Source organism: Pseudomonas sp. GL-B-12 (genome assembly GCF_019955895.1).
Classification (GTDB): domain Bacteria; phylum Pseudomonadota; class Gammaproteobacteria; order Pseudomonadales; family Pseudomonadaceae; genus Aquipseudomonas.
This window is the reverse complement of the sequence record NZ_JAHBCX010000005.1, coordinates 41,415-55,688: the sequence shown is the minus strand read 5'-3', so window position 1 is coordinate 55,688 and position 14,274 is coordinate 41,415. Positions and strand designations below refer to the sequence as shown.

Below are 14,274 nucleotides of genomic sequence, written 5' to 3'. Positions count from 1 at the left end.
AACCGACCCAACTCATTCGCTCAGGACGATTGCGCTGAACCTTCTACGGCCCGCAAGAGCCTGGGGATATTTTCCAAGGCTTTCTTTCTAGCTTCAGTAAATCGGTTCAACACTGCCAGCTTTTCAGGATCCCCCTCCTGCAGGCTTCTCATCACTATCGGCAAAAGGTGCAGATGGCACTGCGTAAGCCAGTTGGACAACCCCGCGTGGTTCTTCCATTGCCGTTGATTGCCAAGATAAGCGGCCCACATTCTGACCCAGTCCACCGGTGAGCGTGGTAGTGGGACAATCCCGCATAGTTCATTCATCTGCATCTGATCGTCGAAGTGACTTTCCACGTATGCGATTACTGCGGCACTGAATAAGATCTGATAACTGCTTACTGTCATCAAATTGATGCGATTGCCATCAAATGCTTTCACGATTCCATCAGGAATAATTGGGACAGCGCTAGCGCTGCAGTCGACGTAAAGGGCGTCGGGATCTCCAGCGATGCAGCCCCTTTCGAGGGATATACGGTTGGCTTCAATCGCGCAAACCCGCCCCAAGCGCACTACATTGCTTATGCGCCGTAGTGCACGCAATTCACCCTGTGAAATGGTCGCAGCACGGAAGGCGGTGGGTTCGACGGCTTGATCGATGCGCACCAGTTCGCCGACACGTTCGAGTCTGAAGAATAGGTCCGGGATCGAATCTGCAGCACCTATTGCTTCGAACTGGTTAGCGAGGCTACCGATTGTTCGTACAACATTCTCCTGGCCGGGTTGAAGGTTGGCGCGATCCAGCAGCCAGGGGTCGTTTGGAACGATCCATTGAATCCTGCCTGGTGCCACGCCATTCTGCAGCAGCCACAGACAGGCATCGATGCCGGTCTTTCCTCCTCCCACCACCACGTAACGCAAGTAAGGCTGTCTGATCTTTGGCAAGTCGTTCAGCGGTACGCACCGTATTCCGGGTTCTATCCGGTAATGCGGTGGATGGGTCGAAGGAACGGCTGTCTGTGCAATAGTCGCGTCCACTAGCTTCCTGCGCACCTGGACAAGGTTACTTTCGCCGGTGACCAAGGATGTGATGCAATGATTATTGCTGCGATCACCTTCGTAGTTGTGCATCGGAAAATATTGCACCCGACCTGACGGCAAGAATCGATGATGCATAAGCTGATCGAAGTAACTGACAATCTCGGCGCCTGAGGCCAATTCATATAAGCCACCGCCCCATTCGGATTCGTCTTTTTGGCCGGAGCCCAGCTCGCAGGAGTTAACTCCATAAAAGGCAGACGGCTGGTGCAAGCGGACAAACGAGTAGGCATCGTTCCAATGTCCACCAGGTTGAGCATGTCGATCCACCATCAACACACTCGCATCCGACTCATCGAGCAATGTATCGACGAAGGCCATAGCTGTTGCCCCCGCGCCGACAACCAGATAATCCGTCGCTATGGTGGTTGTGTTCATAGGTATGCCCTAATGACGGGTGAATACTCGCCTCCATCGAATCAGGCTAGTTCATTTTGCTTGTCGTAAAAGAACAGTTGTTCCTTACCTAAATTGCCAACAGATTTAACGACTCTCTAAATCCCATGACACTCATCCTGCGACGCGCTTCTCGCTTGCGTTGGCGGGGAGTTGTAGGGCGCTGCATACGTCAGCGACGCAAGCCCACGGCAGGTGTTCACGACGTTTATCGGGCGCTGGCTGCCTTTCGCGAAGGCCTGCAAGCAACCCTTTGCGGACGTTAAAAAAGTCTATAACGGGTCGTTTCAAGTATCTCATCCGTCATTAGCCGACCAGGTTTAACCCGTTGAACTCAAGGATTTCGAGGAGGCTCTGGCTGGGCCACGCTGACTCTTAGCGCTCTGGCTACCTGGGTTTGAATTTCGTAGGCAGGCGCCTCAACGGTTGTGTAATCACGGGTATAGCGAGTGGCAAACTCGTGAACGCCCCATTGCAAGTACTGCTGCACGTGCTTCAATTCATGCGCCCATAGCGCGACATTGTTAAGTGCATCATCGGGACTGCGAAAGACGATGATGTCTATAAGGGTGACCGCACTTACATCGGGATTCTGCAGCATGGTGTGTGCGGCGTTCAGCTCTGCATCATCGCCTACCTTGTAGCGAGCCGAATCGAGCACCTGGATGTCATAGTAGGGTTCGAGTTGGGCTCGAATATTCAGCGGGATTGTCCGAATATCGTCAGTTGCCGCGGTGTTGCGCGATTGCACAATCCAATTCTGCAATCCAGAGGCCGCCATTTGGTTCATGTTTTCGAAAATCTCCCCAGTTTCCTCTTTGGAGCCTGGAGCACAAAAACAAGCGACCATGCAGACTTGGTACTGTCCTTCCGGGCAGGCGAAAACAGCGGACGAAGTGCCAACGGAAAAGAGCGGTATCGCTAACCGGAAAATTTGACGTAAAAAGACAGTTAACAATTGGTTCTCCCAAAGGCAATGGTGGTCGGCAGACGATACTTTGGGCATCTCGCGCCCGTTGTCCTGCCAGGTGTTGGACCGCTGCGACTACCGTTCGACTCCCTGAGTTCCACAACTTCTTCAGGCCATCTCCAACATTGCCTGAAAGGCCGCGCCTAGCCGGGAAGCGACGGTCTAACCACTACCGTCGCAGTGGAAGTCAGACTTCCGTCTGTTCCGCCATTTCAAGAGCATCATCGACCTCGATTTCCAGGTGCCTGACGGTGCTTTCAAGTTTCGTATGACCAAGCAGGAGTTGGACAGCGCTTAGGTTCGTCGTAGCGTGTGAGTGCCGTACAAGATTGGGTCAAGGCCAATGGTCGTCACCCCAAGCGGGAACTTCAGGGTACTGGCCAGGTCAATTGCGGCCTTATATCGGAGATGCCGAGCAGCGCTGTGGCCTGTTTTACGGCAGTGCCGTCCTTGATCAGCCGAGTCCGTCCCCTGATGCCAACCAAGAGTTTTCTGTCGGGTCTCATCTTGGCGTTCTGCGCCGTCGCGTCGCTTTGTTCGGTTGCTGCTGAGCGAAGAGTTCCCTCGCAAAGTAACAGCGCATCAACCACCCTGATCGAAACCGCCTCGCGGCAGTATGAGAATGGCCAGTTGGACCAAGCCGCTGCCACGCTGGAGCGTGCCCTGCATATCCAGCCGAACAATCCCGCGACGCTGCATTACCTCGGTGTGTTGCGTCTTCAGCAGGGGCAGTACCAGCAGGCTGAAACCTTGGCGGCGCGCTCGAACATGCGGGTTGGTCGCAACGTCGAGTTGCGCAACCGCAACTTCCAATTGATCCAGGCGGCGCAGCAGGCCCAATCTTCGGGTACCCCACCCAATGCCAAAGAGGACCTGGTCGCAGTACAGAAGGGGCTGGAAGAGGAGACCCAAAGGCGCCGCGAAGCGGAAATGGCGGTTGTTGAGCAATCCACTCCGGACACTGGGCGCGACGCTGGCAACTTCGCTAACACAGAGACAGATCGGGCGCCGGATTTATCGACGGCTAGCAGACCTCAGCCCGAAGGGGAAGTGCAAATGGCTAATGTCGAGCCAGAGCGGGCGTACGCTGAGGTTGAGATTCCCCGCGGCCATATGCCGCCTCCGGGCAAATGCCGAATTTGGTTTCCTGATCGTCCGCCGGGGCATCAGCCTGCACCCGGCAAATGCAAGAAGCTGCGATATCGGGTTCCCTCAGGGGCCTACCTGGTGCGCGGTTGAGTTTCTGAGTGTCCACTTCTGGCCGATTTTTGCCGGTCGTGACCGGCAGCCCCCGACCCATTGCAGTCGTTCAGCGTGCCAAAAACGCAGTCCGAAAGTCATTCTGTTGCCGTGGGCGAAATGGCGAGCAGCGTTCGCCACCAATGGACGTAGAAACGACGGTCAAAGCTAACGGGCAAGAACCCTTTTGTGTGGCTGCGCTACACACTTGAACGCCTGCCATAGGTAATCTCGGTTGAAAACTACGAAGCCCTGATGCCTTGTAACTGCTCGCTTTCATCAGCCTCGCTGAGCGCACTGCCTATTTTTGAATAGGTGGGGTTCTTGAAGCGCTTACAATTGTTCGGCCGCATCCTGAGCATCGTCAATTCGCCCGATAATACAGTCCGAGGCGTCAGATCCCTGATATGAGTTTCCATGGCCAAAATTTGCGCTCCTGCCCTTTTTAAAGCCTGCGCATTTTTTTGGGCCAGAGCCTTAGCGTCATTGAAAAGGGGTGACAACACTTTTTCTAATACATCGAGCCGGTAAATAAGCCGGCGCCGATCTTGAAGGGAATTACGGCAAGCAGAAGACCGTCTGAACCCAACCCTGCAACGTGTATTTCTGATAGACCTCAGCGGGAATATCCACATACGGTGCGTTGATGAATGTCTCGGGAATTACCGGGCAAGCCTCGTCGACGACCAGAATATTGCACGGGTTATAAAAGTCATATTCGGTAACGCTGCTGTTCGTTGTGATGATTTTTTTGCGAAACGCCATCGCTTCGAAAAAACGAAAACTCAAACCCGTCTGGCCGGCCTTAGAAATATCTATGACAATCCTGGATTTTTTGACCAACTCCTCCACGGACTCCAAAGACATCCGCTCTTTAAAATAGGTTATGCCTGGATGCGAGTCAAGGATGCTCTTGCACTGAACCAAAAACTTGTAATCGGAGATGTTGAGACGATCAACCTCATGGGCCAGGCGCACTAGAAGCGGGACTCGGTCTTTACCGGACATGACTACAAAAGCCGAGTATTCGCGGGGCTGACTTTCGGCGTCATAGTCGGCATAAATATAGTTGTACAGCTTTTGCAGGCCATGGCTTTGAGCATTTTTCCGGTCAAACGAAAACACCTCGTCGTACTGGGCAAGCTCTTCTGTACCCATCGGCAATCGGCTGAAACTGTCATAAAGGTAGGCCACCTTGTCGTGGCTGACGGACGCGACCATAGGTTTTTACCGCGCGCAGAAGTAGTGTCGCCGCCGCCTAATGATTTTCGGTAGTAAATTTCATTCACCTGTGAACTAGTTTTTCATATGGGCCGAGATTCTAGTAGCAGACTTAAAATTACATTGGATCATGCGCGAAAAAAAATAAAGTAATCACCCCTGAAGAGAGTACGGCTTGTAAAAAAACAACAGTTCGCACTGGAGCTGCCGCAAGGGAGGCGCTTAGGTTTGTGGGTACAATTACGCGAAAATCGTTGCGAACCAGGAAGATAAGGAGCAAGAGATGTCGAGTGTTTTCGTTAAGGAAGTACTTCGCAATTTAAAATTTGATGGGTAAAGGCATGTTGATTTTTGGGCGAGGGGGGCTTCGCGAATACAATAAGCCACGAAATAATGCTTTTTATGTCAAGTTTCCCGGTGGGTTTATCGGAGTCTATTCGTCAACCGACGGACCTGTCTTGTTTGTCAATGACGGCCAGTATTTCTTTACTGATCCGACATGGAGTGTGTCGGCTCAAAGGCGGGCAGATGTTAAAGAAGTTAGCCTAATCGGTTCTCAAGGCATCCTTATATTCGAATATTCATTTGTGGCACTTGAATCGTTGGGTGTTTGGTCAAAAGTGCAATTTGACGCTACCTCGGGCTAACAAAGAAGCGGCGTTATCGCGAATTGATTGATAGGTAGAAAGAAAAAAGCATTAATCGGTAGCGGGGTGATAGAACTCGATGCGATTTTGTGCTAAGCAAGTTGCGCACCAATTGCGGATTGCGCCAGCATTTGTAAAAATTTGCGTTATCCCGCAATGCTGCTATAAAAAACAGGCTCGCATTAACATTGGAGTGCTTTGTTCAACCACAGTCCGTGTTTAGACGTCTCGGATGACAGTTATCATCTAAGGAATAAATACTCATGGCTATAAAAGAGATTGGCAAGTTTTCACTGCATAATGGCGGCGGTTTTGTTGCAAGAGGCGAAGTCACATATCTTGATGACGGCGGCGAAAAGCATCTTTCTGGCAATGCGGGTGACATTCTTCTTGGTCAGACCAAGGAAGTTGATCCGGGTGCGTTCGATATTCCGGATGGAAGTATTGTTTCACTCTATGTTTTTGTCGTGTGGGGCTACGACAATGAGGCAAGGCAATCCTTCATCTACAAGAAGGGAAGCACTGTAGTTGCCAACTATACAATTACCGGCACTACATTGAGCAATACTCTCGGGTTGATCTCAGTGGAATAATGGTCCCGGCGCCCGGACATATTGCTGCGGCTCCTGCCCGGGCTGTACCGGAAAGAAACGATAAAGCTCGGCAATAGAAGAGGGAGATGTATCGTGAGCGATCAGAACGATAACGACGAAGGCAATGAAAATCGTTGGACCAACTGGGCGGGAAACGTGACGAGCGTACCGGATGAAATCGCCTATCCCACCAGCTTGTCTGATGTTCAGAATCTAGTGAAACGTTGCGCTGGTACCACTATACGTACCATTGGTACCGGTCATTCTTTCAGCCCCCTTATCGTCAACAATGGCGAGACCCTCGTCGAAATGTCGGCTTATACCGATGGCCCGCGAAAGGCTTGGCGATGGCAGAACAACGGGGTCGATCTTGTCAGCTTTCTGCCCTCGGCGCTCTGGTCTGAAGTCCGCGATGCCCTGACTGCCCCGGACCCGTCGCTACCGCAGATGTATTTATCATCGACGGGGGCTCTGGCCTCGATTAACGCAACTGGCTTCGTGGTGGCAGGCTGCCATGGCACTGGCTGGAATCAGCAGACGGTGTCCGACCTTGTCTACGCGGTCGAAATTGTCGCTGCCGATGGCCAGTTGCACGTTTTTTCTGAGGAAACCACTCCCGACGATATGCCGGCCGTTCGCGTCAATCTCGGCACACTGGGGATCATCACCAAGCTGACGCTGCGGGTCGAGCCGCTCTACAATCTCCATGACGAAGAAATCGTCACTGCTACCGAAAGCGTGATGGGTCCGAACCCGAACGGCACCGGGGGCGAGATAAGGCCGCATAGTCTGCACAAGCTGTTGACCGAGAACGACTATGTCGAGCTGTTCTGGTTCCCGGGCAGCGGCTACAACAATGGGCAAATCTGGATCAAGAAATTTAACCGGACCCAAGACGAGTCACGCGATATTCCGCTCAGGCCGGATGGCTGGGCCGATAAAATGGCGACCCAGGTCATGGAGTGGACGGCGACCCATCCCCTATTCTGGACGCCGATCCTGTCTTTGACTTGGAACACGATCCACGATAGGGCAAAGGCTATCGAGGCCAAAGGTGGCTTCGTTGCCCCGGCCCCACGCGTAATGTTTTATGTAGACCAGGCCTTTCCAGTCCTCGACCTCGAAGTCGCCATTCCCATTCCTCAAACGGGACCGGGAGCATGGGACGTTGATAATATCGTCCGGGCCTGGTACGCAGCACTCAACTATGCCTACAAGTTCCAAGGCGATTTTCCGCTCACAACCTGTCTCCACGCCCGCTTTACGAAGACGAGTCAATCTCTGTTGTCTCCCGCTTTTTCAAGTGCCACGGAAGACCGGGTCTGCTGGATGGAAATCATTAGTGCATATCCCAAATCCGAGCCCGATGCTGGTAAGCGGTCCGCGGCGATGGCTCCCCATCTCGCCATGATCAACTCTGTCATGGCGGACTGGATCGGCGCCCGGAACGGGCGGCCACATTGGGCCAAGAATTGGCAATACATCACGCCGCATATAGACGTGAAATCACTCTACCCGGATCAGAATCTGCAGAAATTTAATAGTTTGCGCCGCCAGCTCGATCCTCACGGCATGTTCCTGAATCCGTTCTTGTCGCAGCAGGGCCTGTTTTCGTAGCCGCAAAGGGACCTGCATTGAGTAGAGGATGTACGCCGGCCCCCTGGAAACGTGATGGGTTGCATTTCCGAGTTGTTGCAGCTATCCGACACGGTTTTTCGTGGACGTTTTAAGGACTTACAGTTGCCATTTGCGTTGAGGACACGTCTGTCGGAAAACAACTGTTTTCCGACAGATCTCGCCGTGGTTCTGTCGCAGTAAGCATCCAGTAGACTGCACGGCTATCGAATTGAATACGGTGAGTCGTTGATTAGTCCGGAATTAGCGGCGTTTTACTCGGGCTTAAATGCTTTAGCTGCGCGAGCATTTTGCTGGGTGGCATTGAGCTCATGTACATGATCACCAAGGACCAGATGTTTGGCCCCGGGAAAAATTTTTCTGCAACTGAACAGTTTTACTCATTGGCCCACTGAGGGATGGTTCCCCCGGGTTTTGAGGCGTCCGCTCACTTACTGCGACATAAGAGCTAGAGACCGCCGCTACGGACTATACCGTGCGTCTTGCCCGTGGAATCGCCCACCCCGCGCAACAGGGGGAGTGATTAGCCAAGCGCGGGCAGATATTACGTAGCAGCGCAGATTTCCAAACGATGTCTGCGTGTTTTTACACACTCTGGGCCGATTACTGCCCTTGGCGAGTGGCAGAAAATGGCCGATTGCTTCCGGTCACGAATGGCTCCTATTGGCCGATCGCTGCCTGTCCGGGAGGGCTGATTTCGACTGTGGATTCAACCGAAAGCAGTCGGTTGCGGTCAGCTGATTTCGGCCTGGGCTGACTCAACGTAAAGATCGTCAGATCAACAGTAAGGTGGGGTCGCCCACCTCTTGATACTGCAGTTTTCAGTACGATTTAGTGATGTTTTACGGCTCTAATCCGCATCAGTATGTGTGAAAGTATGAGAGCTGCGACGGGCGCAATTACAATCACGGCGGACCTTGGTGACAAGTCGACTCCCAGCAGATGGACGCCCGAATACAGCAATTTCAACAAGCTCAGCACGTAATACGTGATGGCAATAATGGAAAGGCCTTCAACCGCCCGCTGAATCTTGATCTGAGCATCGGCCCGGGCGTTCAGGCTTTTCAGGATTTCGGCGTTCTGTTCTTCCATCTCTACCTGTACGCGCGCCTGCAAAAGGTCACCTAGATTGGCCACGCTCTTGGCCAGCACATCGAGTCGTTGTTCCGTCACGGCGCAGTACCTTACCGTCGGTTTGAAGCGTCGCTCAATGAAGATTCCCAGGCGCTGGTAGTCACCTGCGCGATTCTCCCGCAATTCTGCCAGTCGATCGAATACGAGCTGCGCGTAAGCTTGTGTGGCACTGAAGCGATGCCGGTGCCTGGCTGAGAGACTGACGACTTTGGCCGACAACGCTGCAATTTCTGAAAGCAGTTTTTTTGCATTGCTGGAGTCGGGCGCAGCGTTTCGCTCCGACAGGTCGACCAGGGTTCTATCGAAGGCATCGAGTTGCGAGCTCAATTGCTTCGCTGTTGGAAGCGCAAGCGAGGCCATCATGCGATAGGTTTCAATCTCAAGTAGCCGGCGAATCATTCGACCTTGGCGGTAGGCGTTGAGGTGAGTGTTGATGAACAAAAATCTGTTTTCACCGCATTCGCTCAGCCGGAAGTCGCTCCATACCGCCGCATCGCCACCCCCGATGGACGAGCCGCACGGGTCCTTGAATCCGTACGCCGCGTGATCCCCCTCCCATGAGTCATGGTTGCGCACCACAATTTGCACGCGGTTGATCAGCAGCTGGGTGTAAGGGCTGATCTTTGCTGCCAGGGCCTCAGGCAAGGAAGTCCAGTGCGGGCGATCCGTGTTCGCGGTGACGACGTAAGTAAGGGTAAAGAACTCCGCATGTCGCTCCCATTTCAGCCAATGCTCGTCAAGCCTGGTGATGCCTTGGGGGATTTCACCACTGACTGGTTCGTCGTAGAGGCTGTTGAGCAGTGCCTGTCGCTCATTGTCGCTGCCCAAGACGGCCAGGTGAAAAACATAAGCCGGCTCGCTGAAGTACAGGGAAGGGCGGGCGTGCAGTTCGTCATGAAGCGTATGTCGTAACGGGTGCATAGTGCTTATGCCTTGAGCGCTGAGTCTCTGCTACAGGCAATGATGCCCAGGGCAAAGTGAGTCAGGGCATCCGTGAGTTTTTGTTCCGGGACGTCAATGATTTGCCAGAGGGACTGTCCGTAAAGCATGCCGATGACGGCCTCTGTGATCAGGCCTGTGCGGTCACTGATGCAGCCAGTTTCGCCACACTCGGCGGAAACGATGGCCTTCAGCAGGGTGGCGTAGCTGCTCTTCAGCTGATTGATCTCCTGTTGTTGATCATCGCTGAGGTTGACGAACTCCCGTGTCACCAGCATTAGCCGATGTTTCTCGGTCAGGTTGAACACCACAAATGCGTGCACAAAGCGCTGGAGACGGTCGCGGTGCGTCCGGGCTCCCCGCATGCGGCGCTTGGTACCGGCCAACAGGTCGGAGACTGCGCCTTCGATCAGTTCGAACAACAGGCTTTGTTTGTTCTCGATATGGTTGTACAGCGAGCCGGCATGCAGCCCCAACTGGCCAGCCAGGTCACGCAGGCCGATGGCCTGGTAGCCGCGCGTTGCAAAGAGTTCCAGTGCAACATCGAGCAGGCGGTCGCGGGCACTCGGGGCGGGGTGCTTCGGTGTGTTTGCGGCAAGCATAGGAGGTCAGGCGCTCTGCGTTGAGAGAAGTGCAGTGGCGGTCCTGCTGGACCGCCCTGCCGTGAGTGTGTAATCAGGCTGGATTGGCTTCTTCCGGAAGAATCAGCTGCGCGGGAATCCGTTGCGTCGAGTTACGCGCCACCCAGTAGTAAATGAGGGCTGGTACGGTTAGGCCGATCAACCACGAAATGTCCGTCCCACCCAAGGTTTCAACCAAGGGGCCGGTGTAGAAACTGGTGGCAATGAAGGGCATCTGAATCACTACGCCGAGGGCGTAGACTGCTATGCCGGTGACATTCCAGCGTCCGTATCGACCATCCGGATTGGAGAGGGCGGGGATGTCATAGCGCTCCTTGGTCACCAGATAAAAGTCAACTAGGTTGATGGCGCTCCAGGGCGTGAAAAAGGCCAGCAGGAACAGGATGAACGCTGAGAAGTCATGAAGGAACGAATGCCTCCCCAACAGCGCCAGCGCCGTGGCGAATCCGACCATGACCAGGATGTAGATCAACCGCACGGTTTTGGAAATTTCCTGGTTGCCTCTGAAACCGCTGATGATGGTAGCCAGAGACATGAAACTACCGTAGGCGTTGAGCGTGGTAATGGTCACCTTCCCGAACACGATACTGAAAAACAGCAGTGACGCGACGACGCCGCTGGCCCCCATGCCGACGATGTAGGACACCTCGTGGCCGGCAAACTGATCACCCGCCAAGGCGGCGACGAATACACCGAAGACCATGGAAATTTGAGTGCCGATCACTGAGCCCAGGCCCACAGCCAAAAAGGTTTTCCAGGCTGAAGTCTTTCTCGGCAGGTAGCGCGAATAGTCAGCGACATAGGGGCCGAATGCGATCTGCCAGGAAGCCGAGAGTGATATTGCCAAGAGAAAACTGGCCAGTGAAAAGTGTCGATTTCCAAGCAGCTCGCTGATGTCATGAGCTGACAGCAAGCGGTAGAACAAGTAGAAGAAAGACACCACGCCAATCAGGCTCGACAGGCGTCCGATCAAATGGATAGTCCGATAGCCCAGCACTGTGAGCACAACGATCATCACCGCGAAAATCAGGATGCCAGCGGCGTCACTGACATTGACCAGTTGACTGATGGCCTGGCCCGCAAGCACCGAGCCGCTGGCAGAAAAGCCCACGTACATCAGGCAGACCAGGACGATAGGGATAACGGCGCCGTAGACGCCGAATTGCACGCGACTGGAGATCATCTGCGGCAGGCCCAACTGGGGGCCCTGAGCGGCGTGCAGCGCCATGATTGCGCCGCCCAACAGTTGCCCGATCAACAAGCCAATCAGCGACCAGAACACATCGCCGCCCAATACGACAGCCAGTGCACCAGTGACGATCGCAGTGACTTGAAGGTTGGCGCCGAACCACAGGGTGAACTGACTGAGCAGCCGGCCATGGCGCTCGGACTCAGGTATGTAATCGATGGATCGCCGTTCTATATACGTCTTGCGCTGCGCACTTTCTTTGGTGGCGGACATGGCAGTTCCTCTCGGGCGTCGTACTGTACGACAGCCTTCTCGTGGGGGAGTGACTCAGGGGAGGGCCTGTTAAACAGGCCCGGTTTTTCGCTCGATCAGCGCTGGGCGTCGAGCAAGCTTCGCGAAATGATGATTTTCTGCACTTCGGACGTGCCTTCGAAAATGCGCAGGATCCGTGCGTCGCGTACGTAGCGTTCCAGTGGAAGGTCGCGGATGTAGCCATAACCGCCATGGAGCTGGAGCGCTGCATCGGTGATGAAACCGGCGCATTCGGCGGCGACCAGTTTGGCGGTGGCCGAGTCCAGGCTGAAGCGCTCACCGCTGTCGCGGCGGGCGGCGGCTTTCCAGGTCAGCATGCGGGCACCTTCCAGCTGTGCATACATGTCGGCGAGACGCCACTGTGTGCCTTGGTAGGCGGCAAGCGGCTTGGGGCCGATCTGCCGTTCGCGGACCCAGTTCAAGCTCGCTTGCAAGGCGGCATTGGCGATCCCCAAGGACATGGCCGCCACTTCAACGCGACCCCGGTCCAGCACCGCCATTGCCGTGTTGAAGCCGGCACCTTCGATGCCCAGCAATGCCGATTCGGGCAACCAGCAGTCCAGGGCCAGCTCATAGATCGTGCTGCCACGCAGTCCCATGGTTTTTTCCGGACTGGAGAAGCTGATCCCTACCGTTCCCTGGGGAATCATGAAGGCACTGATGCCCTTGTGGCCGGCTTCGGCGTCGGTCTTGGCATAGAGCACAATGAAGCCTGCTTCGCGGGCATTGGTGATGTAGTGCTTACTGCCGCGCACCCGCCAACCGCCATCTTCACGCTGCGCACGGCAGCGCATGTCGGCCGGGTTGGAGCCTGCTGCCGGCTCCGTCAGTGCGAAGGCGCCGAGTAATTCACCGCTCGCTGCGCGAGGTAGCCACTCGTGCTTCTGCTCTTCGGTACCGCCGATCAGGATCGAATCGGTTGCCAGAAAATGCGCAGTCAACGCCGATGCAGTGGAGGCGCAGGCGCCAGCCACGGCTTCAACGACGCGGCTCATGGCCAGGCTGCCAATGCCCAGTCCGCCGTACTCTTCGGGCAAATTGATACCCATGCCACCCAGCTCGGCCAACGCCTGCAGGCTTTCGGCACAGAATGTCTCGGTTTCGTCGTAATGCTGGGCGCGCGGCTGGATCACCTCGCGAGCCAGTTTTTCAGCGGTTTCGACAACGGCCAATTCGACCTGATCTAATTCAAAGTTCATGGGAAAGCTCCTGTTTGTTCAGTCCGAAAGCATGGTTGTCGGCGCCGAGGCGTGGGGCGTGAGTGACTGCGTGGGGTTTGCGGCCATTGAAGAAAACAGGTTGCGGTACCAGCGGTTGCGCGGAGCCTTCGGGGTGAATCAGCAACTGTCGTACTTGGGCCTGTTCGCTGCTGGCGGCCTGGGCGAGGTTCCACACCGGGGAGGACGGCACGCCCGCCTCGAGCAGGATGTCGCAGACCTGCTCAACGCTCATTTGCTGCGTCCAGACTTCGATTTCGGCGCGTAGCGCCGGCTCGTTGAGTGTGCGTTGCGGGTCATCGGCAAAGCGTGGGTCGCTGCCAAGTGCTGGCTTGCCCAGGCATTCGCATAACCGTTGGAAGAGCTTGTTGCTCGCCACGGCGATGACCACTTGACCGTCGGCGGCGCGGTAAGTATCAAAGGGGGTCGAAACCGGATGGCGGTTGCCCACCAGCCCAGGCGCAACACCATTGGCGAGGAGATTCGACAGGCCGGTCATTTGCAGGCTGAACAACACATCGAACATGGCGACGTCGATGTACTGGGCGCCGGGTGCATGCCGTTCGCGAGCGAATAGCGCGGAGCTGATGGCCCAGGCCGCATAAACACCGGCGCAAAGATCACCGATGGCTTCGCCACTGCGTGTAGGGCCTGTCTCTGCAAAACCTGTGACGCTCATTAGCCCCGACATTGCCTGGGCGACGATGTCATAGGCCGGGTTAGCCGACAGCGGACCATGCTGGCCGAAACCGGAAATGCTCGCGTAGATCAGCTTGGGGTTGTATTGCTTGAGGGTGTCGAAGTCGATACCCAGGCGACGTGTCACGCCGGGACGAAAGTTTTCCACGACGACGTCTGCGTCACGGACCAGCTCATATAGCCGGGCACGATCAGCAGTGGACTTGAAGTCCATTTCGACACTGCGCTTTCCGCGATTGATCAGGCCGAAATAGACACTCTCGCCATCCTTGAAGGGGCCCAGGTGACGGCTGTCATCGCCGTGGTCAGGGACTTCGAATTTAATGACGTCGGCGCCCAGGTCGGCGAGCATGGCCGTGCAAT

At 55.1% G+C, this 14,274-nt stretch carries 11 protein-coding genes and 1 pseudogene; 3 read left to right on the top strand and 9 right to left on the bottom strand.

Annotated elements, in window-relative coordinates:
- Positions 1-20 precede the first annotated feature (20 nt).
- The 3 genes and pseudogenes from KGA85_RS02970 to KGA85_RS02960 form a co-directional block, all read right to left on the bottom strand.
- The gene (locus tag KGA85_RS02970) at positions 21-1,457 is read right to left on the bottom strand and encodes an NAD(P)-binding protein (protein ID WP_223455564.1); all 1,437 of its coding nucleotides are present in this window, start codon (positions 1,455-1,457) and stop codon (positions 21-23) included.
- A 352-nt stretch (positions 1,458-1,809) separates the two neighbouring features.
- Positions 1,810-2,481 carry a DUF4157 domain-containing protein gene (locus KGA85_RS02965; protein WP_223455565.1) on the bottom strand — a complete coding sequence of 224 codons (672 nt, stop codon included), beginning with the start codon at positions 2,479-2,481 and terminating at the stop codon, positions 1,810-1,812.
- A 151-nt stretch (positions 2,482-2,632) separates the two neighbouring features.
- Positions 2,633-2,799, bottom strand: a pseudogene (locus KGA85_RS02960) (integrase); the annotation flags it as partial.
- Positions 2,800-2,919: 120 nt separating this feature from the next.
- Here KGA85_RS02960 and KGA85_RS02955 point away from each other — a divergent pair.
- Positions 2,920-3,684, top strand: a complete 765-nt coding sequence (locus KGA85_RS02955; RefSeq protein ID WP_223455566.1) for a tetratricopeptide repeat protein — start codon at positions 2,920-2,922, stop codon at positions 3,682-3,684.
- Between the two features lie 558 nt (positions 3,685-4,242).
- Here KGA85_RS02955 and KGA85_RS02950 read toward each other — a convergent pair.
- Entirely contained in the window at positions 4,243-4,905 is a 663-nt protein-coding gene (locus KGA85_RS02950; RefSeq protein WP_223456356.1) for a hypothetical protein, read from the bottom strand.
- A gap of 910 nt (positions 4,906-5,815) precedes the next feature.
- Here KGA85_RS02950 and KGA85_RS02945 point away from each other — a divergent pair.
- Entirely contained in the window at positions 5,816-6,145 is a 330-nt protein-coding gene (locus KGA85_RS02945) for a hypothetical protein (protein WP_223456355.1), read from the top strand.
- 93 nt (positions 6,146-6,238) lie between these two features.
- Positions 6,239-7,762: a D-arabinono-1,4-lactone oxidase gene (locus tag KGA85_RS02940; RefSeq protein WP_223456354.1), complete on the top strand. Its 1,524-nt coding sequence runs from the start codon at positions 6,239-6,241 to the stop codon at positions 7,760-7,762.
- A gap of 849 nt (positions 7,763-8,611) precedes the next feature.
- On the opposite strand, the gene KGA85_RS02935 is transcribed toward KGA85_RS02940, so the two are convergent.
- The 5 genes from KGA85_RS02935 to KGA85_RS02915 form a co-directional block, all read right to left on the bottom strand.
- Positions 8,612-9,835 carry a DUF3422 domain-containing protein gene (locus KGA85_RS02935; RefSeq protein ID WP_223456353.1) on the bottom strand — a complete coding sequence of 408 codons (1,224 nt, stop codon included), beginning with the start codon at positions 9,833-9,835 and terminating at the stop codon, positions 8,612-8,614.
- A 5-nt stretch (positions 9,836-9,840) separates the two neighbouring features.
- A complete protein-coding gene (locus KGA85_RS02930) occupies positions 9,841-10,455 on the bottom strand; it encodes a TetR/AcrR family transcriptional regulator (protein ID WP_223456352.1) in 615 nt (204 codons plus the stop codon).
- A 73-nt stretch (positions 10,456-10,528) separates the two neighbouring features.
- Positions 10,529-11,956, bottom strand: a complete 1,428-nt coding sequence (locus tag KGA85_RS02925; protein ID WP_046043091.1) for a purine-cytosine permease family protein — start codon at positions 11,954-11,956, stop codon at positions 10,529-10,531.
- Positions 11,957-12,051: 95 nt separating this feature from the next.
- On the bottom strand, positions 12,052-13,194 hold the full coding sequence (locus tag KGA85_RS02920) for an acyl-CoA dehydrogenase family protein (RefSeq protein WP_150724758.1): 1,143 nt from the start codon (positions 13,192-13,194) through the stop codon (positions 12,052-12,054).
- Positions 13,184-14,263: a CaiB/BaiF CoA transferase family protein gene (locus KGA85_RS02915; protein ID WP_411741606.1), complete on the bottom strand. Its 1,080-nt coding sequence runs from the start codon at positions 14,261-14,263 to the stop codon at positions 13,184-13,186. The genes KGA85_RS02920 and KGA85_RS02915 overlap by 11 nt, the downstream gene beginning before the upstream one ends.
- Positions 14,264-14,274 lie beyond the last annotated feature (11 nt).